This is a genomic window from Ponticaulis profundi (assembly GCF_042659465.1).
GTDB lineage: Bacteria > Pseudomonadota > Alphaproteobacteria > Caulobacterales > Hyphomonadaceae > Ponticaulis > Ponticaulis profundi.
Map to the genome: position 1 here is coordinate 210,465 of NZ_JBHSSW010000004.1, position 26,284 is coordinate 236,748.

The 26,284-nt window shown below is 55.4% G+C and carries 23 protein-coding genes; 8 read left to right on the plus strand and 15 right to left on the minus strand.

Features of this window, described 5'->3' with window-relative positions:
- Positions 1–7: 7 nt before the first annotated feature.
- The 4 genes from ACFQDM_RS04325 to ACFQDM_RS04340 all read right to left on the minus strand — a co-directional run bounded on the left by ACFQDM_RS04325 (position 8) and on the right by ACFQDM_RS04340 (position 3,724).
- Positions 8–1,318, minus strand: a complete 1,311-nt coding sequence (locus ACFQDM_RS04325; RefSeq protein ID WP_377375965.1) for a tetratricopeptide repeat protein — start codon at positions 1,316–1,318, stop codon at positions 8–10.
- Positions 1,319–1,484: 166 nt separating this feature from the next.
- A complete protein-coding gene (gene rpsD, locus ACFQDM_RS04330; RefSeq protein ID WP_377375968.1) occupies positions 1,485–2,102 on the minus strand; it encodes a 30S ribosomal protein S4 in 618 nt (205 codons plus the stop codon).
- A 160-nt stretch (positions 2,103–2,262) separates the two neighbouring features.
- Positions 2,263–3,267: a zinc-dependent alcohol dehydrogenase family protein gene (locus ACFQDM_RS04335; RefSeq protein WP_377375969.1), complete on the minus strand. Its 1,005-nt coding sequence runs from the start codon at positions 3,265–3,267 to the stop codon at positions 2,263–2,265.
- A 91-nt stretch (positions 3,268–3,358) separates the two neighbouring features.
- Complete coding sequence (locus tag ACFQDM_RS04340) at positions 3,359–3,724, minus strand: EthD domain-containing protein (RefSeq protein ID WP_377375971.1); 366 nt, start codon at positions 3,722–3,724, stop codon at positions 3,359–3,361.
- Between the two features lie 189 nt (positions 3,725–3,913).
- On the opposite strand from ACFQDM_RS04340, the gene ACFQDM_RS04345 reads away from it, so the two are divergent.
- The 5 genes from ACFQDM_RS04345 (at position 3,914) to ACFQDM_RS04365 (ending at position 10,830) form a co-directional block, all read left to right on the plus strand.
- Entirely contained in the window at positions 3,914–5,119 is a 1,206-nt protein-coding gene (locus tag ACFQDM_RS04345; protein ID WP_377375973.1) for a DUF3089 domain-containing protein, read from the plus strand.
- Positions 5,120–5,196: 77 nt separating this feature from the next.
- The gene (locus ACFQDM_RS04350; protein WP_377375975.1) at positions 5,197–5,652 is read left to right on the plus strand and encodes an ion channel; all 456 of its coding nucleotides are present in this window, start codon (positions 5,197–5,199) and stop codon (positions 5,650–5,652) included.
- Positions 5,653–5,664: 12 nt separating this feature from the next.
- Entirely contained in the window at positions 5,665–7,140 is a 1,476-nt protein-coding gene (locus tag ACFQDM_RS04355) for a tetratricopeptide repeat-containing sulfotransferase family protein (protein WP_377375978.1), read from the plus strand.
- A 138-nt stretch (positions 7,141–7,278) separates the two neighbouring features.
- Positions 7,279–9,519, plus strand: a complete 2,241-nt coding sequence (gene purL, locus ACFQDM_RS04360) for a phosphoribosylformylglycinamidine synthase subunit PurL (RefSeq protein WP_377376346.1) — start codon at positions 7,279–7,281, stop codon at positions 9,517–9,519.
- Between the two features lie 108 nt (positions 9,520–9,627).
- On the plus strand, positions 9,628–10,830 hold the full coding sequence (locus ACFQDM_RS04365; RefSeq protein ID WP_377375980.1) for a PQQ-dependent sugar dehydrogenase: 1,203 nt from the start codon (positions 9,628–9,630) through the stop codon (positions 10,828–10,830).
- Between the two features lie 60 nt (positions 10,831–10,890).
- On the opposite strand, the gene ACFQDM_RS04370 is transcribed toward ACFQDM_RS04365, so the two are convergent.
- The gene (locus ACFQDM_RS04370) at positions 10,891–11,508 is read right to left on the minus strand and encodes a porin family protein (protein WP_377375982.1); all 618 of its coding nucleotides are present in this window, start codon (positions 11,506–11,508) and stop codon (positions 10,891–10,893) included.
- 446 nt (positions 11,509–11,954) lie between these two features.
- Here ACFQDM_RS04370 and ACFQDM_RS04375 point away from each other — a divergent pair, with 446 nt between their 5' ends.
- Positions 11,955–13,811: a M2 family metallopeptidase gene (locus ACFQDM_RS04375; protein WP_377375984.1), complete on the plus strand. Its 1,857-nt coding sequence runs from the start codon at positions 11,955–11,957 to the stop codon at positions 13,809–13,811.
- A gap of 262 nt (positions 13,812–14,073) precedes the next feature.
- The gene (locus tag ACFQDM_RS04380; RefSeq protein ID WP_377375986.1) at positions 14,074–15,759 is read left to right on the plus strand and encodes a mechanosensitive ion channel family protein; all 1,686 of its coding nucleotides are present in this window, start codon (positions 14,074–14,076) and stop codon (positions 15,757–15,759) included.
- A 15-nt stretch (positions 15,760–15,774) separates the two neighbouring features.
- On the opposite strand, the gene ACFQDM_RS04385 is transcribed toward ACFQDM_RS04380, so the two are convergent.
- From ACFQDM_RS04385 to ACFQDM_RS04430, 10 genes are all read right to left on the minus strand, one after another.
- Positions 15,775–16,794, minus strand: a complete 1,020-nt coding sequence (locus tag ACFQDM_RS04385; RefSeq protein WP_377375988.1) for a hypothetical protein — start codon at positions 16,792–16,794, stop codon at positions 15,775–15,777.
- Between the two features lie 172 nt (positions 16,795–16,966).
- Positions 16,967–17,827, minus strand: coding sequence for a peptidylprolyl isomerase (locus ACFQDM_RS04390; RefSeq protein WP_377375990.1), 861 nt, complete (start codon positions 17,825–17,827; stop codon positions 16,967–16,969).
- Positions 17,828–17,878: 51 nt separating this feature from the next.
- Positions 17,879–18,502: a glutathione S-transferase family protein gene (locus tag ACFQDM_RS04395; protein ID WP_377375992.1), complete on the minus strand. Its 624-nt coding sequence runs from the start codon at positions 18,500–18,502 to the stop codon at positions 17,879–17,881.
- Between the two features lie 74 nt (positions 18,503–18,576).
- Positions 18,577–18,774 (minus strand): hypothetical protein, encoded by a 198-nt coding sequence (locus ACFQDM_RS04400; RefSeq protein ID WP_377375994.1) that lies wholly within the window; start codon positions 18,772–18,774, stop codon positions 18,577–18,579.
- Positions 18,775–18,812: 38 nt separating this feature from the next.
- The gene (locus ACFQDM_RS04405) at positions 18,813–18,998 is read right to left on the minus strand and encodes a hypothetical protein (protein ID WP_377375996.1); all 186 of its coding nucleotides are present in this window, start codon (positions 18,996–18,998) and stop codon (positions 18,813–18,815) included.
- Positions 18,995–20,131, minus strand: a complete 1,137-nt coding sequence (locus ACFQDM_RS04410; protein ID WP_377376347.1) for a PepSY-associated TM helix domain-containing protein — start codon at positions 20,129–20,131, stop codon at positions 18,995–18,997. Before ACFQDM_RS04410 ends, ACFQDM_RS04405 begins: the two co-directional genes overlap by 4 nt.
- Before the next feature lie 55 nt (positions 20,132–20,186).
- Entirely contained in the window at positions 20,187–22,355 is a 2,169-nt protein-coding gene (locus ACFQDM_RS04415; RefSeq protein WP_377375998.1) for a TonB-dependent receptor, read from the minus strand.
- 136 nt (positions 22,356–22,491) lie between these two features.
- Positions 22,492–23,229: an RNA methyltransferase gene (locus tag ACFQDM_RS04420; RefSeq protein WP_377376000.1), complete on the minus strand. Its 738-nt coding sequence runs from the start codon at positions 23,227–23,229 to the stop codon at positions 22,492–22,494.
- 10 nt (positions 23,230–23,239) lie between these two features.
- Positions 23,240–24,181 carry a DMT family transporter gene (locus ACFQDM_RS04425; RefSeq protein ID WP_377376002.1) on the minus strand — a complete coding sequence of 314 codons (942 nt, stop codon included), beginning with the start codon at positions 24,179–24,181 and terminating at the stop codon, positions 23,240–23,242.
- A gap of 136 nt (positions 24,182–24,317) precedes the next feature.
- The gene (locus ACFQDM_RS04430; RefSeq protein ID WP_377376004.1) at positions 24,318–25,103 is read right to left on the minus strand and encodes an SDR family NAD(P)-dependent oxidoreductase; all 786 of its coding nucleotides are present in this window, start codon (positions 25,101–25,103) and stop codon (positions 24,318–24,320) included.
- A 343-nt stretch (positions 25,104–25,446) separates the two neighbouring features.
- Between ACFQDM_RS04430 and ACFQDM_RS04435 the strand changes: the two genes are divergently transcribed.
- Complete coding sequence (locus tag ACFQDM_RS04435; RefSeq protein WP_377376006.1) at positions 25,447–26,181, plus strand: hypothetical protein; 735 nt, start codon at positions 25,447–25,449, stop codon at positions 26,179–26,181.
- Positions 26,182–26,284: the final 103 nt, after the last annotated feature.

The window sequence follows — 26,284 nt, forward strand, 5'->3', positions numbered from 1 at the left end:
GAACGGATCAGTTGCAGACGTTTCGATTGGCGTTTCCATTCATCGTACACCATGCCGAGCGATATTTCGCTTTTGTCTGGGCGGATGCTTCCGCGGCGCTTAACATCGGTTTGGAAGGCGGTGGTGGTCCGGCAGAGGCGGAATAACCTGGTGCTGAGGCGCCATAGAGTTCCTGATATCGACGTGCGGCTGCGCCTGGCGTGTTCGTTCCCTCGCCAAATCGACCTTCAAGGCCCGTTCCACGGTTGGCGAGTTCACGATTGACCGCCCCACTGGCCGCACCCGAGAGGGCCCAGCTCGCAAGGCCGTAAAGGTCCTGTGTGCTGATCGAAGACAATGCGCCTGCATTTGCCGCGGAGGTCACTGCGCGCTCTGCAAGCCTGACAGAACCATAGTCATATAGCGCTGTGTGAACAGCATCTGCATAGCGTCCGCTCGAAATCAGACTGTTCATGGTCGATTCGCGTTCTGCCAGAATGCGTTCTCGCTCAGCTTCCTCGCGAAGGTAGCGACGCACGTCCTGCGCGTGGTCACATGCTTTCTTTTCCGCAGATGAGCAGGCTTTCTCATAGGATGCGGCCGCCAGTTCCCATTCTTCAAGGCCCTGATAGATGCCGCCGAGATTCTGGCAGTTTGTGGCCACGCCGTCGTCGCAGGTGATGCTCAGATAACGGATCGAGCGCTGAGCATCAAAAGCTGGAGATTCCGGGTTCGCGAAAAGAATAGAAGCGACCAGACAATAGTATTTGTCGTCGGCTTCGCAGGCAGATGCTGCATTGGGAGCTGCTCCGGCCCAATCTGTGAAGTCCGGGAATTTGCCGTCCGCACCATCATAACCGAGACCGGCAGCCCAGCTGCAGGCCTGAGCATAACCGGCTTCGCAGCCTCCGGTGAGGGCGCGCATCGCCCGGGCCGGATCGTTCACACCGTATTTCGGATTAGTCGTCACAGAGTATGCATAGTTACACCCATCCACGTGGGCCATTGAGCATGCTGTTTCATAGTGATGAATGGCAAGATCCAGATCCTGTCCGACATTGCCTTCACCGCGCAGATATATGGAGCCTGCGTACGTGCAGCCGTCCGGAATGCCCATTTCGCATGCTTTCAAGAAGTATTTCACGGTTGTCTGCTTGTTCGCCTCAACGCCGTCTCCGTTGGCGTATGCGGCTGCAGTATAGAAACAGGCTTCGGCGTTTCCGGCGAGACAATCAGCTTCGTCGGCAGCCTGCGCGCTGGCCGGCAATTGCTGGAAGCTGACCATAATTGCGAGGAGCGGAACGGCGCAGAGCGCTCGAAGGAGTGTTTTGGTCTTCATGGTGCTTATCTTCCCATCTTCGATGGGGAAGCATGCGGCTGAGACCTGAGTGGCGCTATCCCCCGAAAGGGGGAGGTGCATGGCATTTGGCCGCGAACGGACGGCCATGAAAAAAGCCGCCCGGATCGTCCGGACGGCTTTGAATTTTCTTCGACTTTCAGTCCTCTTATGAGGAGTAGAATTCGACAACCAGGTTTGGTTCCATTTTCACTGGGTATGGAACGTCAGACAGGGTTGGGATGCGAACGAATGTCGCTGACATCGCTTTTGGATCGACGTCGATATAGTCAGGAATGTCACGCTCAGCAGAGCCGAGAGCTTCCAGAACCAGCGCCATGTTCTTTGCGCGGTCGCGAACTTCAACCACGTCACCTGGCTTCAGGCGATAGGAAGGAATGTTCGTGCGAACGCCATTAACCTTCACGTGAGCGTGGTTCACGAACTGACGCGCAGCGAAGATTGTTGGAACGAATTTAGAGCGGTAAACGAATGCGTCCAGACGGCACTCGAGCAGACCGATCAGAAGCTCGGCAGTGTTACCTTTACGGCGGTTTGCTTCGTCATAGGTTTTGCGGAACTGCTTCTCGGTGATGTCACCATAGTAGAATTTCAGTTTCTGCTTTGCCATGAGCTGCGTACCGAAGTCAGACAGTTTGCCGCGACGTGCGCCGCCGTGTTGACCTGGACGGTTTGGACGTTTGTTTACAGGGGACTTTGGGCGGCCCCAGATGTTTTCGCCGACGCGGCGGTCAATTTTGTACTTCGTGGAATGTCTGCGAGACATAATAACCTCAATATGTGACTGGCTCCGGTTCACCACAGGTTTGCAGCGAACGATCTCAACGGCGGAAACCAACCTACCCGTCATAGCTCCGCACCCGAATAAACGGGGCGAAGCGCGCTAAAAGCCTGAAAGGGGCAGCTGTGTCAAGTGCCCCGTTCGATTACCACTCGACGACGATTTTGCCGAAATGCTGCTGTGATGCCTGCAGCTCGAACGCCTTGGCCAGCTCTTCCAGCGGGAAGCTCTTGTAAATGACGGGTTTGATGTCGCTCGCATCGATCGCGTCGATCATATCTTCCTGCTCCTGACGAGAGCCGACGGAAATACCAGATACGGTGATATTCGCCGAGAAGAGTGCGGCCGTTGGCACTTCACCTGATACGCCGGTCAGAACGCCGATCAGCGAGATATGACCGCCAACGCGGCTCGCCTGGATGGACTGGGCCATCGTGCCTGGACCACCGATTTCGACCACTTCGTCCACGCCAATGCCGCCGGTCAGCTTCTTCGCTTCACGGCCCCATTCCGGCGTTTCCTTGTAGTTGATCACATGGTCTGCGCCGAGAGCCTTCAATTTCTCGAGCTTCTCATTGGAAGAGGAGGTTGAAATCACACGGCAACCCATAGCTTTGGCAAATTGCAGGGCAAAGATCGAAACACCGCCAGTGCCCTGGGTCAGCACCCAGTCGCCAGCTTTCAACCCGCATTCTGTCACCATGCCGCGCCAGGCTGTCAGAGCCGCACACGGCAGTGTCGCAGCCTCTGCATAGCTCCAGCCTTCTGGAATTTTTGTCAGCACCTGTTCTGAGCAGGCGACCAGTTCAGCGGCAAAGCCATCGGCATGATCACCGGGCACGCCGAGCAGTTTGTCGAGCGCAGGGCGTCCATCTCGCCAGTTCGGGAAGAAGGTCGACAGAACCTTGTCACCCTTTTTAAAGCGTGTGACGCCTTCGCCAACGTCGACGATTTCGCCAGCACCATCTGACATCAGAATGCGACCGTCATCCGCTGGCATGCCGCCAATCGCAACGATAAAGTCATGATAGTTGAGCGATGACGCATGTACGCGCATCAGGACTTCGCCTTTGCCGGGTTTTGGATCCGGACGCTCTTCGATGACAATGTTTTCCAGTCCACCTGGCTTTTTCAGCGCAGCAACTTTCATAGTGTTCCTCCCAATTCCTTGATTCCGAGATAAGGGGCTGTGGGGCGTGCGACAATCCTCTCGCAGCGTCAGCCCGATGCGGTTTTCTGCATCAGAAGATTTCGTGTTCTTCCGTCATGAAGACAGCTGACTTCGAGAATTCGATGAAGCGCTTTTCATCTTCGAGCAGAGCCCGTGCGGCAGCTTTGCCAGCGTCGGAGGTCGAGCCCGCCTGCATGGCTTCGAGTGAGTCCCACCAGATTTCGGTGATGCCATCATAAGGCTGTTTCAGACCGCGCGTCGGGATGAAGCTTTCATTGATTTCATCCATACCCGTATGGCTCTGAACATAGCGTTTGGCTCCAATGGTCTCGGCATAGCTTTTTACCAGAGGACCATGGTCTTCGAGCCAGGTTTTCAGAAAGTCTGCGCGGCTCATGCCGTCTTTCCGGGTGATGCAGTAAACAAGCTTGATCATGTATTCCTCCCAATTCTCATATCTTTTTGATCAAGTATGAGCGGGTGGCAGCATTATGAAAACCGTTTACGTTGCGCCAATCATTGCTGTTTTTCATTGCCAAATCAGGCCGGGTCAGTGTTTCTTGCAGGCTTACCCAGCGTCAGCCTTGGCATGATGCGATAAACAGAAAGACTTGGGGGGAGCATGATGAAATCAATTCTTTGGCCATGTGCGGCCGCTTTGCTGAGCCTGTCGGCGCTTGCTCAGGATGAGACAACACCGGGCGTGAGCATGGAAGAGACGGCGCAGACCGGGGCGTCCGAGCGTCCTGATTATGGCAATTCTGACAGCTGGCTCTGCCACCCGGGTAAAGCGGGAGATGATGCTTGTTCTGGCGATCTGACGACGACGATTGTGCGTGCAGGCGATGGAAGCGTGGAGCCGCTGACAGAGGTCGAACCTTTTGTTGCTGCAACGGATCCCGCCATTGATTGCTTCTATGTTTATCCAACGGTCTCGACGGATCAGTCTGGCAATAGCGATATGATTGCCGATGCAGCTGAAAAACGTGTCACTTATGTACAGTTTGCGAGGTTTGGTTCGGTATGTCGCACATTTGCGCCGATGTATCGCCAGATCACGCTCAAAGGTCTTTTCGAATCCATGTCCGGTAAGCAGGACGCGTTCGATCCGGCGATGGGCTATCTCGATGTGAAGGCTGCCTGGGAACACTATCTGGAACACGAAAACAATGGACGCGGCGTCGTTCTGGTTGGACATTCACAGGGCGCAAACATGATCCAGCTTCTGCTCGCGAATGATATTCTGGGCAGTGAGGCTGAGGACTTGGTGATCTCTGCCATGCCGATTGGCTACACCATTCCGGTTGATGCAGAGACGCATGCATTCAACGGCATGCCGCTTTGCGAGAGCAAGACCCAGACGGGCTGTCTCATCAGCTATGTTTCATTCCGGAAGGACGCACCGCCACCTGCATCGGCATGGTTTGGGATGACCAGCCCGGATGGCAAACCGGCGGCGTGTGTAAATCCGGGGGCTCTGACGGGCGAGGGTGCACTTCATCCCTATCTCTCGAACACGCCAGATCCGACTGGTAAGCCCCCGGCATTTGCAGGCGATACAATTGCTGTGACAACACCATTTGCGAGCCTGCCCGGTCTGTTGAGCGCCGAGTGTGTGTCAGATGGCACGCATACCTATCTCGCGGTCGAAACACATGCTGATCCTGCTGATCCGCGTACCGACCGCGTGGCTGGTGACGTTTATGTCGGCGGCACTCTAGCTGCGGATTGGGGGCTGCATCTTGGTGACATGCATATGGCCATGGGAAATCTGCTTCAGATCGCTGAAACGCAGGGCGCCGCCTGGATTGAAGCGCAAGCCGAACAATGATGAATTGACGAATCTGGCCCGGCAAGATCACATTGTGAAAAGCGAGGCTTTCACATTTGGGGGTGGTGCCGGGCTATATGAATTCTAATCTTACGTTTCAGCTCGCACTTGGGTCCGGGCTGATCATCTCAACCATCATCATTTCAGTCGTTCTGATCGCTGCTGCGATTCAGGTTCTGCTCTTCCTCGCAAACAAGGTATCGCGGGGACACCACACTCTGGAATCCATGCTGGCACTTATCGTGACAACGACATGGTTCGTGTTCGTCGTGACGGTGAATGTCTGGATCTGGGCGGGTGCGTTTCTCGCACTGGGCGTTTTCAGCAGTCTGGAAGAAGCTCTGTATTTCTCACTGGTCTCGTTTACCACGCTCGGTTTTGGCGACATCATCCTGCCGGAACAATGGCGGTTATTGTCGGGCTTTACAGCAACGGCCGGATTCATTCTTTTCGGACTGGGCACAGCTTTCCTGTTCGAAATCATGTCTCGCTATTATAACGAGAACCGTCGCCGTAGAGATAAAAAGCACTAATCGGATTTTATCATGACCCGTGATCACGCCAGCCTGCGACAGCGCGCGCAAAGCCTGAGCCAATCCGGTCAGGCAGGGGCCGCCATTCAGGCCTACAGCGCCCTGTTGCGTGCCTTTCCCGCCGATGCCGAAAGCTGGTATAATCTGGCACATCTCCTGCGCAGAACGGGAAACTACCCTGGCGCGCTTGGCGCATATGATCAGGCGCTGCGCCATGGTATTTCTTCACCGGAAGAGGTGCACCTCAATCGCTCAGTCCTTTTCCTCGAAGGATTAAGGGATGCGCAGGCCTGTGAAGCAGAATTGAATGCAGCGCTTGCTATCAAACCGGACTACACAGCAGCCCTGTTCAATCTGGGGGGCTTGCAGGAAGATCTGGGCAAGCGTGAAGAGGCACGCGCGACATACGAAAGATTGCTGGCGCTTGAACCGCGAAATGCAGAATATCTAGCCCGGCGCGCAGGCGTGGAACCGGCGGGTAATCCGTCCGAGACCATCATTTCAGAACTTCGCGCAGCACTTCAGCGCAGTGATCTTTCGCCAGCAGACCGCTCACAACTTGGCTTTGCACTTGGTCGGCTGCTGGATGGGCGTTGCGATTGGACAGCGGCTTTCGAGGCTTACCGTGACGCCAACGAACAGGCACAGAAAGCCGCGCCGAAATTTCGCTATTCCAAAGCGCAGGATATCGCTCGGCGCGACGATACAAAAGCGGCGTTCCCAACGGCTTTCGATCATTCGATGCATCATCCTGCAGGTAAAAGCGAGCCGGTATTCATTCTGGGGATGTTTCGGTCCGGTTCGACGCTGGTCGAGCAAGTGCTTTCCGGGCATCCGGATGTGGTCTCTGGCGGTGAGCTGGATCTTCTGATGCACCTTTCTCGCGCGCTTGGTGGGAAAGCAGAAAGGATTGCAGCCGCGTCGGAGGCGCAGATCACATCGGCGCGGGATCAATATCAGGGTATCATCGACAAGATCGGCCAAGGGCGGCCCATCGTTACGGATAAGCGTCCCGAGAATTTCTGGGATATCGGTTTGATCAAACGCCTCTTTCCTAAGGCAAAGATCATCCACACCCAGCGCAATCCGCTTGATAACTGCTTGTCGGTGTATTTCCAGAACCTGCACCCATCGCTCAGCTACGCGATGGATCTGGAGGCGTGTGCAGAGCACTTGATGATCGAGCGACAAATGATGGCGCACTGGGAAGCGCTCTGGCCCGAAGATATTCTAACGGTGAAGTATGCCGACATGGTGTCAGCTCCGGATGAGACGATAGTAGGCGTCCTGGGCTTTCTCGGTCTGCCATGGGATGATGCCTGTCTGCGCTTTTACGAAGCCGACAGCATTGTGCGGACCGCCAGTGTCTGGCAGGTCCGCCAACCCTTGCATGCTCAGTCGCTCAGGCGCTGGAAGAACTATGAAGCCTTCCTCACGCCTCTGAAAGATCGCTTTGCGACTTCGATCGTTGCTGACGAGCTTTCATGAGCGTCCCGGTTCCAGCGTTCATTTATTGTTGGCTTCCGCGAAATTCTTATAACTTGAAAGCTGGCGAATCTTGCATTCTGGGGGTATGGAGCGGTCATGACTGATACCGCCGACCTCAAAGACAAGATCATCGCTGCCATGCAGGCTGAGCAATCCGAAACGGATGCGGCTGGACATGGCATTAATGCCGAAGAATGGGACCGCTTGATCACGCGGCTTGAACGCAAGCCAAATCTGGTTGAGCTGGGTATCTACTCGGTCATGTGGTCAGAGCATTGCTCTTACAAATCCTCGCGTCGACACCTCTCTAAATTCCCGACCAAGAATGCGTCTGTCATTCAGGGGCCGGGCGAGAATGCTGGTGTGATCGATATTGGTGACGGGCAGGCGGCTATCTTCAAGATGGAGAGCCACAACCACCCATCTTACATCGAGCCTTATCAGGGCGCGGCGACGGGCGTGGGCGGTATTCTGCGCGATGTCTTCACAATGGGCGCGCGACCGATCGCTCTGGTCAATGCGCTGCGTTTCGGTTCGCCGGATCACCCAAAAACCCGTAGTCTCGTGGCAGGCGTCGTTGCCGGCATTGGCGGCTATGGCAATTGTGTCGGCGTACCAACTGTCGCTGGCGAGACCCAGTTCGACGAAGGCTATAATGGCAACATCCTCGTGAATGCGATGGCCGTTGGCCTGGCTGATCAGGACAAGATTTTCTATGCGCGCGGTGCAACGCCCGGCAATCCGATCTTCTATGTCGGCTCCAAGACGGGTCGCGACGGTATTCACGGCGCGACGATGGCGTCGGCTGAATTTTCTGAAGGTGACGAGGAAAAACGTCCGACTGTTCAGGTTGGCGACCCATTCACCGAGAAGCTCCTTATCGAAGCCTGCCTTGAGCTGATGGAAACAGATGCCATTCAGGCCATTCAGGACATGGGGGCAGCCGGTCTCACTTCGTCTTCGGTCGAAATGGCAGACAAGGGCGGTATCGGCGTCGAGATGGATCTCGATAAGGTGCCTCAGCGCGAAGACGGCATGACAGCGTATGAAATCATGCTGTCAGAGAGTCAGGAGCGCATGCTCATGGTTCTCAAGCCGGGAAAAGAAGACGTTGCCAAAGCCATTTTCGACAAATGGGACCTGGATGCCGAAGTCATCGGTATGACAACCGATACCGGCCATATGGTGCTGAAACAGTTTGGCGAAGTGGTTTGCGACATTCCGGTTCCGCCACTCGCCGAAGACGCGCCGAATTATGATCGCCCATGGAATGAGCCGCCGAAGCGCGCGCCACTTGGCGATTCTGCATATGTGGCACCGGAAGATTACGGTCAGACACTCCTGAAGCTCATGTCCTGTCCGGACATGGCGTCCAAGCGTTGGGTCTGGGAACAGTATGATCGTCACGTCATGGGTGATACGGTCGACAGTTCCACATCTGGCGGCGATGCCGCCATCGTCCGCATCCACGGAACGAAGAAGGCGCTTGCGATCTGTTCCGATTGTAACCCGCACTATGTCGCTGCTGATCCTTATGAAGGTGGCAAGGGCGTGGTCGCAGAAGCCTACCGCAACCTTTCTGCCGTTGGCGCGAAACCGATCGCGATTACGGACAACCTCAATTTCGGGAACCCTGAAAAGCCAAACACAATGGGCTATATTGTGAAGGCGATTGAGGGCATGGCTGAGGCTTGCGGCGCACTGGATTTCCCAGTCGTTTCGGGCAATGTGTCGCTCTATAACGAGACAGACGGCAAAGCCATTCCACCAACACCTGTAGTGGGCGGTGTCGGCCTGATCGAAGATGTCTCGAAAATTGCCACTCTGAAAGGCGCGCAACCGGGCGATGCGATCATCCTCGTTGGCAAAACAACGCCGCACCTTGGTGCAACGCTTTATGCCCGTGAAATTCTGGGCCTGAAGGGCGATGCACTCGGTCCGGCTCCGGCCGTGAACCTCGCCGACAACAAGAAGAACTCGGATTTTGTCCGTACAGTCATCGAGGCTGGCCTCGTCAATGCTGTCCATGACGTTTCCGATGGCGGCACAGCCTGCGCGGTGGCGGAAATGGCGCTGTCAGGCAACGTAAATGCCCAGATGCTGTCGCACCGGAATGCTGCGATCATGGCGTACTTCGCGGAAAGTCACGGTCGCTTCCTGATTGCTCTGCCTATGGACAAGGTTGATGCCTTCAACGAGCTGATCAAGTCGCACAATGTCGCGGCTCAGCACGTCGGTGATTTCCTCGAAGATGATGTCCACAATGGCCCGGGTGTTTTCCTGGGACTGGACTCGATCGACACGGGTGACTTCGTTTCGCTTGCCGACCTGCGCGCTGCGCATGAAGGCTGGATGCCGAAATATATGGCGGGTGAATAGTTTCTGAATCTGTTCAAAAATTTGTCAGAAGACGAAACATTTGAGCGGCTCTGGCGTTGCTGAAGCACGCGTGCTTTTGCGCGTGACAGAACGAACCAGAGGACTCTCATGTTGAAACGAACCTTTTCGCTCGCGACGGTTTCCGCCGCAGCTTTGGCGTGCGCGCCATTTTCCTTTGCTCAGGAAACAGAAGCCCTCGAGATCTTGTCCAGTGATGGCGCCGCCCTAATGGCGACACCGCTTGAAACCTTTGACAGCCCCTGGGCAATGACCTTTCTGCCGGATGGGCGCGCGCTTGTAACCGAGATGGCCGGTAAAATCTGGCTCCTCAACGCTGATGGCTCCAAGGCAGGCGAAATCACCAATGTGCCGGTGGTGACGAAACGCAATCAGGGCGGATTGGGCGATATCATCCTTCATCCAGACTTTGCGCAGAACAACACCGTGTTTCTGTCTTATGTCGAGCGCGATCCGGAAGATGACACGCTGAGCGGCGCTGCGGTCGAGAAGGCTGTGCTGACGCTGACCGAAGCAGGTGGCGCGCTCGAAGATCGGGAAGTCATCTGGCGCCAGTCACAGAAAGTTCCTGGAAATGGCCATTATGGCATGCGCCTCGTGGTGGCGCCGGACGGCAATCTGATCATCACATCGAGTGAACGCCAGAAATTTTCCCCGGCGCAGAATATGGATATGAATCTTGGGAAGATTATCCGCGTCACAACAGACGGAGAACCGCTCGAAGACAATCCGTTTTACGGATCGGGCGGCGTGACAGACACGATCTGGTCGCTGGGGCACCGGAACATGCTTGGCGCGGCTTTTGACGGTGATGGCCAGCTCTGGGTTCATGAGATGGGGCCTTCCGGCGGAGACGAGCTGAACCTCATCCTCAAAGGTGAGAACTATGGCTATCCCATTGTTTCCAATGGTGAACATTACAATGGAAAGCAGTTCTTCGGAAATCACGAGGATTTCCCGATCTATGAAAACCCGGCGATCTCTTGGACACCAGTGATCAGCCCGGCAGGCCTTATCATTTATGATGGTGAGGCATTTGCAGACTGGCAGGGCGACGCCTTTATTGGCGGTCTCTCCTCGCAGGCATTGATCCGCGTCGAGTTTCAGCAGACCCCGCTCGATAATCAGGGCGCGGGTGGCAAATCCAGCACGATGGAAACAACGGCGACTGAAGCCGCCCGCTATGAGTGGGGCAAGCGTGTCCGGGAGGTCGAACAGGGCCCGGACGGTGCGATTTACGTTCTGGAAGATGAAGATGGCGGCCGCTTGATCCGCCTGGAACCAGCGGAATAGATCATAAAAAAACCTCCCAGATGTGTCTGGGAGGTTTTCTTTTTTCCGGACGCTCAGGACCTAGAATTTATAGCCGAGGCCAACCATCACACCATCGGTATCCGTTTCCTCGAAGGAATAATAGGTGTAGTCGGCCTTGCCGTAGAGCTTGTCGGTAAAGTCATATTCCAGACCAGCACCGAAGGCCGGACCATCTTCAGAATCTGAGATTGTCGCCAGATCCGTGCCGCCTGGCGTCTGCACTTTGGCGTCGACGTCAATATAGGCGTAGCCTGCACGGGCATAGGCGTCGAGGCGCTCTGTGATCGGTACCTGCGCTTTACCATAGATGCCGACCAGATAGTTCATTTCGATATCGCCAGCAGCAGCAATGGTGTCTTCGAAGTCGCCGTCATTGTTGTCATCGAGATTGAACTCATCTTCATCGACATTGTAGTCGAACTCGCCATCATCAATCCCTGTGGCGATTTCACCTTCGAGCGAGAAGGTTGGATTGAACTGATAGCCCAGGCGGCCACCAATGCCGTTTGTGTCGACGCCGCTGTTTGCGCCATCCGGCTCAATGTTCAGATACTGATACCCGCCTTCAGCATAGAACCCTGTGTCTTCTTGTGCGAAAGCCGGTGCGGTCATGGCCAGGCCGGTTGCGGCGCTTGCCGCCAGAATTGTCTTCAACATGTCGTATCCTTTCGGAGTTGTTGTCCCCGCCACTCGGCGAGTTGGTCAGGGAAACACTCCAAAAAAAGGGTCCGTTCCAATGAATTCCGGGCAAGTTTCATGTGTGTCTGTGAAAGCACGCATTCGGACGAATTTCAGTGAAGCCGAAAATGTTCGCAACCCTCAGAAACTAATAGAAAAAATGATGATTATTTCTGTTGAAAATGGCTTTCTAAACGGGCTGTCATAATGGTGAATGAAGAAGGTTTAATATTGTGAACGTACATTTACTCGCCTTGCGCTTCTCAGCGCGGGGGCGTTCACTTGGTGAAAGCCTTTCCCAATGCTTCGACCGATCGTGAACCAGCCTTTCAAGGGGGCCGGAAACTCGGCAATCTTCTTGCGGCTTCCTATTGACGAAACAGGCTGGCAGGCGCTTGTTTCTCGCAAATGGAGGGCGAACCAACATGCAACTGAAATATATACTCGCCAGCGCAAGCGCGCTGACACTGATCGCAGCTGGCTGTACACAAGAGACGGAAACCCCGGCTGAACCCGCAGCAGAAGAAACCACAACGGAAGCGCTGCCGACCGTAGAAGAGGCGCGTGCGTTTCTGGAAAAAGCCGATGAAGAACTAGGCCAGCTGTCCAAGGACACAGCCCCGGTCTACTGGGCTCAGGCAACCAACATCACAGACGAAACCAACGCTGCAGCGGCTGAAGCAGGCGCACGCGCGACAAAGATTGCTGTTGAATACGCAAACGCAACGAAGCGCTTCAAGGATGTCGAGCTCCCGGCCGACCTTCGACGCAAAATGCAACGCCTGCAGTCCGGTATAACTCTGCCTGCTCCGTCCACGGAAGGCGCAGCTGAAGAGCTCTCGAAGATTACGACGGGTCTGGACGCAACCTACGGGACCGGCACGTTTGAATACAAAGGTGAAGAGCTGAACCTCGATGAACTGTCGACCATCATTGAAACCAGCCGCGACCCGGAAGAATTGAAGGCCGTTTGGGAAGGCTGGCGCACGATTTCTCCACCGATGAAAGATGACTATGCCCGCATGGTCGAGATTGCCAATGAAGGCGCACGTGAGCTCGGTTATGAAAGCCTCGATCAGATGTGGTTGTCGAAGTACGACATGTCTGCAGACGACATGAAGACAGAGGTTTCCCGCCTCTGGTCACAGGTTACGCCGCTTTACGACGAACTGCATTGCTACACACGCGGCAAGCTTAACGAATATTATGGTGATGAGATTCAGCCTGCGAGCGGCCCGATCCGGGCGGACCTGTTGGGTAATATGTGGTCGCAGTCCTGGTCCAATATCTACCCGATCGTGAAGCCCGATAATCTGGTTACGCCGAGCTATGACCTGACAGAGCAGCTCGTCGAGAAAGATTATGATCCGATCAAGATGGTGGAAACCGGAGAGGCGTTCTTCTCTTCGCTGGGCTTTGAGCCTTTGCCGGAAACCTTCTGGGAACGTTCGATGATCGTGCGTCCTGACGATCGTGAAGTCGTCTGTCACGCGTCTGCATGGGATGTTGATGACGAAGAGGATATTCGCATCAAGATGTGTACGGAGGTCAATGCCGAGGACTTCTACACGGTGCACCACGAGCTGGGGCACAATTACTATCAGCGAGCTTATAAGGACGTCGATTATCTTTATAAGGATGGCGCTCATGATGGCTTCCATGAGGCCATCGGCGACTTTGTTTCTCTGTCCATCACGCCATATTATCTCGAACAGATCGGCCTGATCACAGAAGATCAGATCCCGGGAGAGGACGCAGACATTGCGCTTCTGCTGAACACGGCGCTCGATAAGATCGCCTTCCTGCCATTCGCTTTGACCGTCGATGAGTGGCGCTGGAGCGTGCTCGATGGCGAAACCACGCCGGACGCCTACAATGATTACTGGTGGCAGCTGCGCACAGCCAATCAGGGCATCATTCCTCCGGGGCCACGTCCGGAAGATGCCTTTGATCCGGGTGCGAAATACCACATTCCAGGCAACACGCCGTATCTGCGGTATTTCCTCAGCTACATCATGCAGTTCCAGTTCCACAAAGCCGCTTGTGAGCAAGCTGGCTGGGAAGGCCCGCTCCACCGTTGTTCCATCTACGGCAATGAGGAAGTTGGCGAGAAATTCAATGCTATGCTGGAAATGGGGGCTTCCAAGCCCTGGCCAGACGTTCTGGAGGCCTTTACTGGCACACGCGAGATGGATGGCTCTGCCATCGTCGAGTATTTCGATCCGCTGGTTGTCTGGCTGAAAGAGCAGAATGAGAGCAATTCTTGCGGCTGGCAGGAATAAGCGCTGGTTTCATGCCAAATCCGAAAGCCTCTGCGTATTCGCAGAGGCTTTTTGCTTTCAGGGAGGGCGATTGCTTGAATGCGGGAACAAACTGACCGGTCTGGCGTTTTCCAGTCGCAACCGCGACCGCACTCACCGAAAGATTTGACCGATCCCAAAGTTTATCGCTGCCTTTCTGTTCTCCATTTTTCTCATCCCGACCAGCTCCGCTCAGGCGATAGGTGGGAGCAGCGAAAAGGACAGTACAGCCAGCAAACCCGGCGTGTTCTCTCAGATTATTGGCGCCATAGACGACGGCAGCCGAGCGTTGGTGCAGCAGATTCAGCCGCGCGAAGAACGCGATCTGATTGAAGATCCGCTTTTCAATTCTCTTGAAAGCCCCCGCGATACGCTCATGACCTTCATGAACGCGATGGCGCTCGTCGAACGCGGTTACAATCATGTGGGTTTTGAGCGCGCGCTAAGATGCTTGCCGGACGGGGCTACGGCTGACGACGCTCTGAAGCTCTATCATGTACTTCTGCGTCTTGGCCCGATCGCGCCCACTGATGCGCCAGGGCCTTCAAGAGAGCGAAGCTCCCGCGACAATCGTTTTCAGTTCTTTCCACGCGGCGACGCTCATAGCTGGATATGGGAGCGCACAAATCCGCCTGCAGATTCCGTCGTCGCGCTTGTCAGGTCGGGAGAGGGCGATTGGCGCTTTTCGGGACTGACCATGCAAGGCCTGTCCGATCTACAAGACGCACTCGAACCTTTGCCGCCCCGATATGGAGCGAGTGCCTCCGAAGGTTATTTCGTTCAGGTCTTTGATCCGCTTTTGAGCAAGAACTCATTCCTCGACTGGCTGGCTGTTGTCGGGCTACTCGTCATTGGTAGCATTGCAGGCTGGGGCTTTGCCTTTGGGATGAGCTGGGTTTCAGAGAAAGCACCGAGGAAATTCATTTCGGCCACCATTCGCGGTGTTGGCCGGGCCGGTGCTGTGACGATTTTCACCGTCGTTTTTACCTATGCAATGGGATTGCTGGAACTGGGGCCCGTGCTTGAAACGCTGCGTTATGAAATACCGCGTTTTCTCATGGTGCTGGCGGTGACATTCCTTCTGCTGTCGCTGATCGACATGACCGCGTCGCTTTTCCATCTGCGTGCCAAGAAAAATCCATATGACCGCATGTTGATCACGCTCATTCAACGAGTCACGCGCGTCACCCTGATCCTGTTGGTTGTGATCTTCATTCTTCAGGTCATTTTTTCCGTGAATATCGGCGCCGTTTTCCTCGGATTTGGTGTGGTTGCGCTCGTGCTTTCTCTGGCTGCACAGGACACCGTGAAGAACATGTTCGGGGCCATTTCCGTCTTCATGAACCGACCCTTCGTGGTCGGCGACTGGATTATCTTCAAAGGGGATATGGGCGAACATGTCGGCGTTGTGGAGGATATCGAGCTGCAGGCGACCAAAGTCACCGTGTTGAGCGGTACGCTTGTGACGCTTCCCAACATGATGTTCATCGACACGGAAATTCAGAACCTGTCTGGTCGCGGTTATATACGTCGCAGCGTCGACATCTCTGTGCCTTATCGCTCTGACGCCAATGAGCTCGACCGGGCGATTGAAGCCCTTCACGACGTTCTGAACGACGAAGATGTGGTGAAAGATGCGATGCGCGAAGGACGAGATTCCGAGCCACATGTCACCTTCTTTGGCTTCGGCGATAGCTGGCTGACCATTCGCGCATTCCACTTTTACTTCTTTGGCAAGCCGGGTGAGCGCCAGCGCGACACTGAGCGTGGTTGGTTCACCTATCTCTCTCACTGTTCGGATGTGAACCGACGGATCGTGGAAGTCTTTGGCGAGCGCAATATCGAGTTTGCCTTCCCGACGCAGACCATCGAACTCCGGCAATTGGACAACCATCCACTCGCATCAGAGAAGAGCCAGCCCTCACATTAGTGGGACACTGTCCTTCTAGGCCGTGTCGCGAGCAGGTGTATCTCTCCAGTTGGCAAGATCCTCGAAGTCAGCGGCAAAGGTGTTTCGAAGGCGTCGGTTTTCAGCCGCTTCCACATCGGTAGAAAAAACTTCCGAGCCATTCTTGGCATGCTGGGTAGAAACATCGCCGAGCTTTCGGTCCGCCCAGACAGGATTTATCGTCAGACCGAGCGCGTCTCCTGCAATGAGCAGATTGCCCCGTAGGTCATTTTGCAAGTCGGGCAGTGTCAGCGCGACCGCATCCGGTAGCTGATCACTGAGGATATGTTGCTGTGCGCGATGCGTGAGGCTCAGCAAGCGCAGTAACCGCCCGATGGGAGAATGCTGCCCGCGCTCGACCTCCAGCACGGCGCTGCGATCCATCAGGCCTGAGTTCAGCAAATGGTTCATCAGCTGGAGAGAATAGGCGAGCCTTTCCTTGCCGCCGCGTAGATTGGCAAGCAGATAGGCATCTTCGCTCATGGTCATGTACATGGCGGACAGGGGGCCGTCTGTGGTTTTGACGTCGGAGAGGAGCGTGTTGGCCCAGTTGGATGGTTTGACCAGTACAGCGCCGGGAGACCATGTCTTGCCGAGCTGGCTGAGCGTCAGTTGTATGAGCGTCGGCCAGATGGCCTTGTCGAGACTTAGCTTGTGCCGCGCCGCTTTCAGATTCGACAGCTGAACCAGTATATTTGGTTCGCGCAGTACCAGCACATTGCTGGCGGCCTGTATGGCATTTGCAAGCAGAGTTGATCCGCAGAATGACGTGTGCAGCAAAAAGCGAGGGTGGGGATCGAGACTTGTATCTGCTGTCTGATCCAATGCTTTGCGCAAGGGAAGACGGTGCAGGCGTCCATCAACGGAAATGGCTGTGCGCCCGTCGAGGAATGCCGACTGGCGAAGGGTTTGTTCGGTGGTCTGAAGAAAAATCAGCTGCCGGGCATCGGCATCAATATCAAAGAGATGAAATGCTGGATCGCTTAAGTAGGAAAATGGCTCCGGTCCGCCCGGCATAAAATCTCCAATTCTGTTTATCGATAAGGAATTATCGTTAAACAGAATCGAATCAAGTTAAATCGACGATCTGTCACCGATTTAACGAAAGCGGTAGGATCGAATTAGCCGAGCGCGCGCATGGGCCCAACTAAACATTTGGACATGTTCAGGATGGGGTGGAATTCTGAAATTATTCGCCTTTATCGGGGGCGGGTCTGGCCGGGGTGGAAAAGCTGCAAATATCCAGAATCTCGGGCGGCTTTCGATAAAAGAACGCTTCTTCCCGGACGCGTTTCGAGGTTTTGAAGTCTTCGAACCGATCTGATGGCGTCACCATGACTTCCCAGCTCGGACGCTCTGCTTCTGGCATGTCAGAGGCCAGCTTTGCAGATATGATCAAGTCGCCTTGTGCCGGTGGCTGAATCACGCCGCCCGCAATCGACATGTCACCGCGTGTCAGCGCCTGCACATGCTTCATGCCGGACAGCACCCGACCAAATACCGTCAGATTCCGATCGAGATAGCGCTGAGCATCCAGCACGATGTAGAATTCGGTTGAACCCGTGTCCGGATCGGTATCGCGCGCCATCGCAAGGGCGCCCGGGCAATGGAGCAGCCATTCACGCCCAAGTTCTGCATCCCGCGCGACCGGAAAGCCTGCCATATGGCCAGCTTCAGGAGCAAAGAGGTCTTCATTGCCAAGCGGTGCAAACGGCGTATCGGAAAGTGGCCGGTCATTCTCGTTTGTCAGTTTCGGATATTCCTCGACCACCTCATCATCCTGCAGGCCCGCCTGCGCGACAAAGCCATCAATGACGCGATAGAAGCGTTCGCCATCATAGAGGCCTTCAGACACGTGCTGGCTGAACTGCGCCACATGCGCGGGTGCGAAATCGTCATTCAGTTCCAGGATCACCTCGCCGGATCCCAGGGTCAGAATCAGCAGGCGCTCTGCGGGTACAGGGCGCCAGTCTTTGTCGGGACCGGCATGCGCCAGCGTCGTTGATGACAGTGTGCCTGCCAGAGTTGAAAGTATGAGTGCGCGAAACATGAAACCTCCCGAATGAACCGTCTGAAGCTTAGCCGCGCAATGCCGGTCTGCCTATCCGTCCAATTTTTGCGCTTGTTTGGCCCGCTTGAAACCGTCTCGCGCTTTCATGCGCTCCCAGTAAGCCGCAATTTTCGGGTCGTTCAGGGCCTCTTCGATGCGCAGACTGCCTGCGAGAAGTATTGCATAAGCGACAGACACATCTGCAGCGGTAAACCGGTCGGCAGCAACATAGTCGCTGTTTTCCAGAATGCGGCCGAGCCCTTTCAGGCGGCCAAGGAACCATTTGCGATAATCTTCGGCAGCTTGCGGCAGACGGCGTTCCTCTGGTTCCAGCATCGTGTAGCGAAGCACCAGGGTTTGCGGAAAGGTCAGCGTCGCTTCGCCAAAGTGTAGCGCGTTAAGATAAGCGCCGAAACTGCTTTCATCAGGACGCACGCCCAGTTCCGGCGCGTATTTGGCTGCAATATACTCGCAGATTGCCGAAGACTCGGTCATGCGGGTCTCGCCATCAATCAATAGCGGAATTGTGCCAAGCGGGTTTTCTTCCAGATATTCTGGCTGGCGCACGCGTGGCGGGAAGGGCAGAAGCTTCAGCTCATAGTCCAGCCCGGCTTCCTCCAGCATCCAGAGCGCGCGAAATGAACGTGCATTGGCACAGTGGTAAAGCGTGATCATGTGTTGTTCCTCCCGGCTAGCAGAAGGGCCACACAGCGCCGCATCGCGCAAGTTCTGACGTGGCGTCAGTCTGTTTATTGAGCCGGTGTATCGCGCCCGAATGAGCCGATCCGGATGATGAAATACAAAATACCGAAAAGCAGCCCGCCAAGGCCAATTTCTACGCCTTTATGCACGATCAGCGAGAAGATGGTCAGCGCAAGAGCCACAAGTGCAGGCGTCGCCCAGAGGACGAGTTGAACGGGGCTTGGTTTGCGCGCTTCTTCAGACATGTTCAGACATCTATACGCCCGTCAGACAACGTCAATGTCTATGGCTGACGCGCTGCACGTATATATAGCCAGACAATCACAGCCACTGGAATGCCAAGAAAAATCCAGGAGCCAACATCCAGAAGGCCATCCCCAAGCAGGGCGAGGGTCAGACCGATCAGGCTCGACAGCGCGAGAAGAACGGGCAAGGCAAAGGTCGCCTGCATGAGTGGTATGCGTTTCATTCGGCAGCCTCCGCAGCCAGCTGCGAACGTGGCACCGGATGGCTGCGACGTCCCTTTGCGAGCCAGAGATACAGTCCGCTACCAAGAATGATGATGCTGAACACATCAAGCAAAGCCCAGATAACCTTCAGCGGCATGCCACCATAATCACCAAAATGCAGCGGTCCGGAAAAGGCCAGAGCTTTCATATACCAGGGCATGGCACGCATGCCGGCGAACTCGCCGGTTTCCGCTTCGATCAGCACTGGCGTGACGATATGGCTGGTCAGTGAGGTGCTACCGCGAATGAAAATCGCCATATGGTAATCGGTCGACCAGTCTCCGCCGGGAAAGGCCACAAACTGTACCCATGCGCCGGGCGCTTCCGCGCTCGCGCGATCAACAGCGTCCTGAACAGATGCCAGACGGGTTGCGACAGGTGCGTCACCGAATTCGCTTGTCAGATCGGCAAGTCGGTCATTTTTCCAGGTTTCCAGCAACGGTACAGCGATGGTGTTCACCACACCCGTCACGCCCACCACCAGCACCCAGGCAAGTGTCACAATGCCCAGCAGGTTGTGATAGTCGAGCCATTTTGTGCGGGCTGATTTCTTCCGGCGCAGCGTTCCGAAGTCCAGTTTTCGCATGAACGGAGCGTAAAGAACGACACCAGATACGGTCGCGATGACGAACAGAATTCCCATCGCGCCGAGAAACAGCATGCCGGGCAAGCCCAGAAACATGTCCGTGTGCAGCTGGAGAATGAACTCCATAACGCCGCCATCAACTGTGGGGGCGGGCACGATCTCGCCGCTTGTAGCGTCAAATCGCTCAAAATGCATCTGGCTGCCCGGTGCGTCAGGCGTCGGACCGGTGGTCACATTCACAACCGGGCGGTCCTCATCAAAACTCATGAAGAGGGGGACTTCACCGGGCCGGTTCTCGAGGGCTGCAGCGAGGATATCATCCAGGCTCAGCAATGGACCGTCCGGATTGGCGGGCTTCCACACGTCTCCCGTTTCAAAGGCGCCTTCAATTTCGTCATGAAAAATAAGAGGCAGCCCTGTCAGGCAGAGCATGAGCAGGAAGACGGTGCAGATAAGGCTCGTCCATTTGTGGAGAAAAGACCAGAAGCGGATGGAGCGGGCTGTCATCATGATTGAACTTTTAGAGGGTGGGGCGGTTTCTGAAAACCGCCCCTGATCCGTTTTAGAAGGATACCGTTGCAGAGACGGAAATCGTCTGAGGTGCGCCAAGTACCAGATAGTTGGCACCCGGGAAGCCGCCTGCCGACGCCCAGTAATCTTCGCCTGTCAGATTCTCGATTCGTGCCCGCAGGACCAGGTCGTTGGTTTCCATTGGAATGGTGTAGCGTGCGCCAATGTCGAGCCGTGTCCAGGCATCGAGTTGCTGGGTGTTGGCCGTGTCGACATACTGTTCGCCGGTATAGACGATGCGACCATCCAGAGTGAGACCTGAAATGGTTGGCACATCCCACTCAATATTGGCATTTGCCTGAAGGTCAGAAATGCCGATTGGGTCATTGCCTTCATCCACACCATCCTGCGTGTTGGAAAGCTCCGGGTCGAGCAACGTCATGCCAGCAATGATCCGAAGACCTTCTGTTGGCTCACCGAACACGCTGGCTTCCACACCTGTGACTTCCTGCTCTCCTGATGCCGAATAGACCTGATTGACCACAATCGGATTTGGTTTCGACAGATTGAAGAGGGCAACTGTACCGCCAAAATTGCCGCCATCATATTTGACGCCAGCTTCATATTGCTCGCTGCGGTAAGGATCGAGCACCTCACCGGCATTGATAATGGTGACACCACCACTGACAGACGGCGCCGTTGAGCCAGGCTGCAGAGCTTCAGAATAATTACCGTAGAAGGACAAGGCGTCTGTCATCTTGTAGACCACACCGACAGACGGCGTAAGCGCGCTTTCGTCATAGGCGGAGAGTTCTGCGCCGGAATTGTAGTCAAACGACTTGGTTTCGATCCATTGCTGGCGAACGCCAAGGGTCGTGATCAGACGTCCATCCAGCATGGTGATCATGTCCGCGAGTGCGATACTTGATGTGGTGGCTTCTTCGGTCTTGAGCGGATCTGAAAGCACACCGCCAATGAAGAAGTCAGCATCAGGCATGGTCACGGCGGTTGGTCGATAGAGATCATTCGCAAATCCGGCAAAACTTGAAAACGCATAAGCGTTTTTGGATTCGAGCTGTGTCGATGCACCAGACAGGATCAATCGGTGCTCAAGCCCGCCTGTGGTAAAGTCTGCGCGCACGCCGAGATCGGCCGAAATGACGTCGTCTTCACGGGTGTTATCGAAGCGATAGGCCGTTGTCGTGCCGTCTGCATTGGCGCTTGGGTTCGCCAGAACGTTGTCTTCTTCACCATTACGTGCGCCGAGGGCGGCCCAGACCATCACATTGTCTGTCACGTCATACTCGCCACGGACAACTCCAAAGAGCTGGCGCTCATCTGTATAGGTCCATGGCTGAGCGAAATTGCTGTCAGCTGCAGGGGCGTCCGGAATATCGCCAAGTGGGGTGACCTGAGGGCGCGGCGCATCGATATGATTGTCCTGATAACCAATGTCGAAGGATGCCCGGAAGCGGTCTCCGCGATAGTCGCTGCCAAAGGACAGAACGCCAAGTTCGCGATCCTGATCCTCAATCGATGTTTCGCCATCACGACCTGCGATATTCACGCGGACGCCGACTTCATCATTCTGACCAAAGCGTCGGGCAACATCGAGTGCACCAAACAGAATGGATTGCTGTTCATATCCGAGCGTCAGACGATTTATGTCTTCATTCGGAGCGCGCTTCGGAACGAGGTTGATGGCACCGCCAACGGCTGAGCCTCCGGGGGCTGCGCCGTTCAGGAAAGCATTGGCGCCCTTGAACACTTCGACGCGTTCAATGAACTCGGCGGCAACAAACTGACGGGGCAGAATGCCGTAAACGCCATTATACGTCATATCGTCGGAGTAAACAGGAAAGCCGCGAACGATATAGAGTTCCTGAAAATTGCCGAAGCCTTTAGCCAGGCGAACAACCGGATCGTTCTGCAGCACATCTCCAACACTTTCCGCCTGTTGGTTGCGGATCAGTTCTTCAGTGAAGGCTGTGCTGGAATAGGGCGTGTCCATATAGTCGATATTGCCGAATAGGCCGTTCCGGCCGCCGCGCGCAACCTGTCCACCCGCATAGGGCTCGGTCAGGGAAACCTGAGAACCAGAGCTGACTTCGACACTCTCCAGGCGCAGCTCTTCATCAGTGTCGATTGTTGTTTGCGCCATGGCGGGCAGGGAGGCAGCAAGCGCCAAGGCAGATACGCAGCGAATGGCTGAAAGCTTCATGACAGGACTTTCTGATTTTTCTGAAATATATTTTGCGTCTCATTCGCAAAAAAGACTCGGGCGAGCAAGCGCTTTCTTGAGAGTCATTCTCAAAATACTGTGAGCTGTTGCAAATGAGAGACGGGGTGTGCGGGGGCTAGTCTTCGCGCTGAATGCGAGCCTTGCCACGTCCAATTGCAAGGGCCTTGATTGCGCCGCGAAACGTGCGGGTTTCCTGGGAGGTCCAGCCGGCACGGGTGAAGGCGTTGCGCAGGTTCTGAACCATGACGGCCTTCTTGGCTTCCGGAAAGAAGAACCCGGCGCGTTCAAGTTCGCCCTCAAAATGCGTCATCATGCCGACGAGTTCTTCGCGTGATGCTGTCTCGCCGACGCCTTCCGGGATGTCGGGCGCATCGGAGGCTGCCCAGGCGTGTGCAAACACGCCGACAGCCTGCGCGAGGTTTAGCGATGCGAAGGCATTGTTGACGGGATAGGTCAGAATGGCGTCGCAAAGCGCAACAGCCTCATTCGGCAGGCCGGATTTTTCTGCACCGAACAGAACGCCGGTCTTTCCTGCGTGGGATTGCAGTTTTTCGACTGCAGGTCCGGTCGTGAAGACCGGTTTTTCCATTCCGCGTTGCCGCGCCGTCGTTGCCAGCAGATATGACATGTCCCCGACGGCATCTTCCAGAGTGTCGAAAACGGTCGGCGTGACGACGCCAGCCTCAAACGCACCTGCGGACATGGTATCAGCCGCCGGGTTGGGCCATCCATCCCTTGGCGAAACGATACGCAGATCGGAGAGGCCGAAATTGCCCATGACGCGGGCAGCCGCACCAATGTTTTCGCCCATTTGTGGGCCAACCAGAATGACAGAAGGGGATGAGACAGTCATGTTCGCCTCATCAGACATTCTTGATCACTTGTCCAGAAGGGCTGGGCGTCTTCTTCTTTTTGCCGGTGCCTAGCAGGCTGATGCCAATCGACGTCAGCACCAGCGCTGCAGCATGTGGCCAGCCAAACGCTTCGTTCAGCAGGAAGACGGCAAGGATCGCGGTTGCCACCGGGCCTGCATTGCCGATTGCGCTCGCAGGTCCTGGTCCAAGGCGCGCAATGCCTTCGGAGAGCAGAAAGCTGGGCAACACTGTGCAGACAATTGCCAGCACCACGCCAAGCATGATGATGTCCGGCGTGAAAGCGGGCATATGTCCCGCATTTGCTGTGGCGGCAGAGTGTACCAGAATTGTCAGGGCCGCGCAGCCCATCGCCATGCTGGTAAATAGCGCCGACCCGAGTGCGCCGATTGCCGACTTGGCCAGTGTGACATTGATGGCCATCAGCACTGCCGCGCCAAAGACGAACAGGCTGCCAATGATCACATCATGCCCTGCATGAGAGAGCTCGCGTCCGAACAGGATGATGACGCCCACATAGGAGAAAATGAGAGCCCCCGCATGGCGCCAGGTCATACGATCGCCGAACACCATCCATGCCAACACGGCGACAATCGCCGGATAGGTGAAAAGGATGAGGCGTTCCAGCTGCGCCGAGATAAAGCGCAGGCTCTGAAAATCCAGCCAGGTGCCGATATGATAGGTCATGATGCCTAGCCCACCAGCGAGCAGCAACATGAGAGGTTTTGGCCGGATCGGACGACTGCGCAGGCTCCAGATTCCGACGAACAGGAAAATCGGAAACGAAAATCCCATGCGCAATGCCATCATCTGCTCGACGCCTGCGCCAGCTTCGAGTGCGAGCTTGAACACAATTGCCTTCGCGCCGAACAGCACTGTGCCGAGTACCGCGCAGGTCAGTCCGATCAAAGGATGCATGTGGTCATCTGTCATACAAGGCGGCTCCGGTCGGGTGGCGGACAGTGAGGACACGGCGCATGAAAAACCGGCTGAGGATGCCCACAGCCGGTCTCAAACGTCCGAGCAGTCTGGCGGGCTTATGCCTCGCCAGCCAGTCTGACAAGCGTGCTTAAGCGTTTTTCGAAAGTTGACCGCCGTCCACACGGATCGCCTGTCCGTTGAGATAGGACGCAGCCGGCAGAACGCAGGACAGCGTGATGTTCGCAACTTCTTCCGGGAAGCCATAGCGACGCATCGGGACACGACGTTTTGCGAATATCGTCTTGTGATCGTCCTGAATGCCTTCGGTGATGCCGGTATGGATCGGGCCCGGACAGATCGCGTTCGCGGTGATGCCCTTGGGGGCCAGTTCGACGGCCATGGCGCGTGTCAGGCCGATCACACCATGCTTGGCAGCCACATAGGGCGAATTCAGCGGGGTCGCGCCAAAACCTTCCGTCGAGGCGACATTTACGATCCGTCCGCCTTCGCTGGATTTTTCGAGATATGGCAAAGCCGCGCGTACCATCCACTGATGCGATGTCAGCATGACCCGGATCGAGCGTTCCCAAGACACGTCGTAGTCCTCTGACTCAAAAGAGACAAGATGCGCAAAGCCTGCATTGTTGACGATAATGTCGACACCGCCAAACTTGTCTGCGGTCTTCGCAACAATGTCTTTGATGGCGTCATGATCGCCGACGTCCAGGGCCCAGCCGACGACATGATTGATCCCTGCGTCATTGATTTCGGAGACGACAGTGTCGACTTTGCTCTGATCAAGATCGGTGACGACCACATTGGCGCCTTCACGTGCGAACAGATGTGCTGTCGCGCGGCCCATGCCGCTGGCTGCGCCTGTGATGATGGCCGTCTTACCTTTGATTGATCGATTGAGTTCGCGATATGGTTCCATGTCTACCTCCCGAGAGTTCACTATCATTATCTCGAAAGTGATGGGCGGTTTGCGACCATAAGGCAAGACCAAAGCAAAGCCTGCGTTACCCGCATCGATTTAGATAGATCGGGTCTGCAATCTTCTGTACCGTTTTTCCATGCTGACTCGATCCAGACGACATCGTGCCCGAAGGCCATATATTTTTGGATGTGTTACGCTGAGCCTTTTCATTGTGCTTGTGACGTTTGCCGTTGTTGGCCGAGTTCTTCAGATCGACCTGGTCTTTAATCGGATGTGTTATTTCGAGCTCTTCCGAGGGACGGCGCCATCATCGGCCACGGTTTCAATGGTCGAATGGGTCATGATCATTGCAGTTTTGTGCGGAGCGGTTCAGCTCGTCCTGATGATCGACGGATTGTTTAGCCGGTCCGGGGCTCGCCTGATCGCTCTGTTGGGTGCCATCAATATTGTGTTCGCCATAAGCCTCTTCACAGTCTGGGCGCAGGTTTGGGCATTCTGGCATCCCGATGAAGCGTTCGGACGATTGGTCAGCCAGACCACCTGGTCTTTTGGCAGAGGCCCTCAACTTATGGAGCTCGGCGAAATAGAGTTCCGGCACAATAATCATGAACTGGAAATCTGGCAGCCTTTAGAGGAAATGCAAAATGGGAAACCGGTTTATCGGCACAGATCCACCGGGGTTATCAAAGCATACGAATTGATCGGCGCGTGTTTTCCGCCGGAAATCCTGCGCGCGAATATGCGCATGGCAATAGACGCCCGAGGCTGGCGGGAAGATGCCTATGATCCGGATATGACAGATGACCGCTATGGCTGGGTTTATCGCGACCGAAACGGGGCATTTATGTCAGGTCCCTATTTCCGGAGTGACCGCATCGGGATGGCTTACCGGAGCGAAGCGGCTCAGGCGAAGCCCGAGCTGAGCTATGAGGAATTCGTCAATATTCTGACCGAAGAAGAAGACGCGCTGTATCGTACTGAAGACAGAGAGGACATGTCTCTCGAAGACTTCACCAGCCGCTATTTGTGCATCCGCGAAAATCAGCGGACTGGCGAAGTGACCGCTTGTCAATGATCCGCATCACCGAATTCTTCCCTCCGCTGAGAGCTGCGTGTTAGGCTCAACGCTTACTGTTCCTGATCTTTTCGGATGTCTCATGTTGCGTGCCTGTTTTCTA

Bases quoted from the DNA above. Each gene is read 5' to 3' on its own strand.
- ACFQDM_RS04390 (WP_377375990.1), bottom strand. From the start codon at position 17,827: ATGTTTCGCGCACTCATACTTTCAACTCTGGCAGGCACACTGTCATCA.
- ACFQDM_RS04340 (WP_377375971.1), bottom strand. From the start codon at position 3,724: ATGATCAAGCTTGTTTACTGCATCACCCGGAAAGACGGCATGAGCCGC.
- ACFQDM_RS04420 (WP_377376000.1), bottom strand. From the start codon at position 23,229: ATGACTGTCTCATCCCCTTCTGTCATTCTGGTTGGCCCACAAATGGGC.
- ACFQDM_RS04410 (WP_377376347.1), bottom strand. From the start codon at position 20,131: ATGACAGCCCGCTCCATCCGCTTCTGGTCTTTTCTCCACAAATGGACG.
- ACFQDM_RS04435 (WP_377376006.1), top strand. From the start codon at position 25,447: ATGATCATTGCAGTTTTGTGCGGAGCGGTTCAGCTCGTCCTGATGATC.
- purL (WP_377376346.1), top strand. From the start codon at position 7,279: ATGCAGGCTGAGCAATCCGAAACGGATGCGGCTGGACATGGCATTAAT.
- ACFQDM_RS04325 (WP_377375965.1), bottom strand. From the start codon at position 1,318: ATGAAGACCAAAACACTCCTTCGAGCGCTCTGCGCCGTTCCGCTCCTC.
- ACFQDM_RS04345 (WP_377375973.1), top strand. From the start codon at position 3,914: ATGAAATCAATTCTTTGGCCATGTGCGGCCGCTTTGCTGAGCCTGTCG.
- ACFQDM_RS04400 (WP_377375994.1), bottom strand. From the start codon at position 18,774: ATGTCTGAAGAAGCGCGCAAACCAAGCCCCGTTCAACTCGTCCTCTGG.
- ACFQDM_RS04365 (WP_377375980.1), top strand. From the start codon at position 9,628: ATGTTGAAACGAACCTTTTCGCTCGCGACGGTTTCCGCCGCAGCTTTG.
- ACFQDM_RS04335 (WP_377375969.1), bottom strand. From the start codon at position 3,267: ATGAAAGTTGCTGCGCTGAAAAAGCCAGGTGGACTGGAAAACATTGTC.
- ACFQDM_RS04375 (WP_377375984.1), top strand. From the start codon at position 11,955: ATGCAACTGAAATATATACTCGCCAGCGCAAGCGCGCTGACACTGATC.
- ACFQDM_RS04405 (WP_377375996.1), bottom strand. From the start codon at position 18,998: ATGAAACGCATACCACTCATGCAGGCGACCTTTGCCTTGCCCGTTCTT.
- ACFQDM_RS04355 (WP_377375978.1), top strand. From the start codon at position 5,665: ATGACCCGTGATCACGCCAGCCTGCGACAGCGCGCGCAAAGCCTGAGC.
- ACFQDM_RS04415 (WP_377375998.1), bottom strand. From the start codon at position 22,355: ATGAAGCTTTCAGCCATTCGCTGCGTATCTGCCTTGGCGCTTGCTGCC.
- rpsD (WP_377375968.1), bottom strand. From the start codon at position 2,102: ATGTCTCGCAGACATTCCACGAAGTACAAAATTGACCGCCGCGTCGGC.
- ACFQDM_RS04350 (WP_377375975.1), top strand. From the start codon at position 5,197: ATGAATTCTAATCTTACGTTTCAGCTCGCACTTGGGTCCGGGCTGATC.
- ACFQDM_RS04395 (WP_377375992.1), bottom strand. From the start codon at position 18,502: ATGATCACGCTTTACCACTGTGCCAATGCACGTTCATTTCGCGCGCTC.
- ACFQDM_RS04370 (WP_377375982.1), bottom strand. From the start codon at position 11,508: ATGTTGAAGACAATTCTGGCGGCAAGCGCCGCAACCGGCCTGGCCATG.
- ACFQDM_RS04425 (WP_377376002.1), bottom strand. From the start codon at position 24,181: ATGACAGATGACCACATGCATCCTTTGATCGGACTGACCTGCGCGGTA.
- ACFQDM_RS04430 (WP_377376004.1), bottom strand. From the start codon at position 25,103: ATGGAACCATATCGCGAACTCAATCGATCAATCAAAGGTAAGACGGCC.
- ACFQDM_RS04385 (WP_377375988.1), bottom strand. From the start codon at position 16,794: ATGCCGGGCGGACCGGAGCCATTTTCCTACTTAAGCGATCCAGCATTT.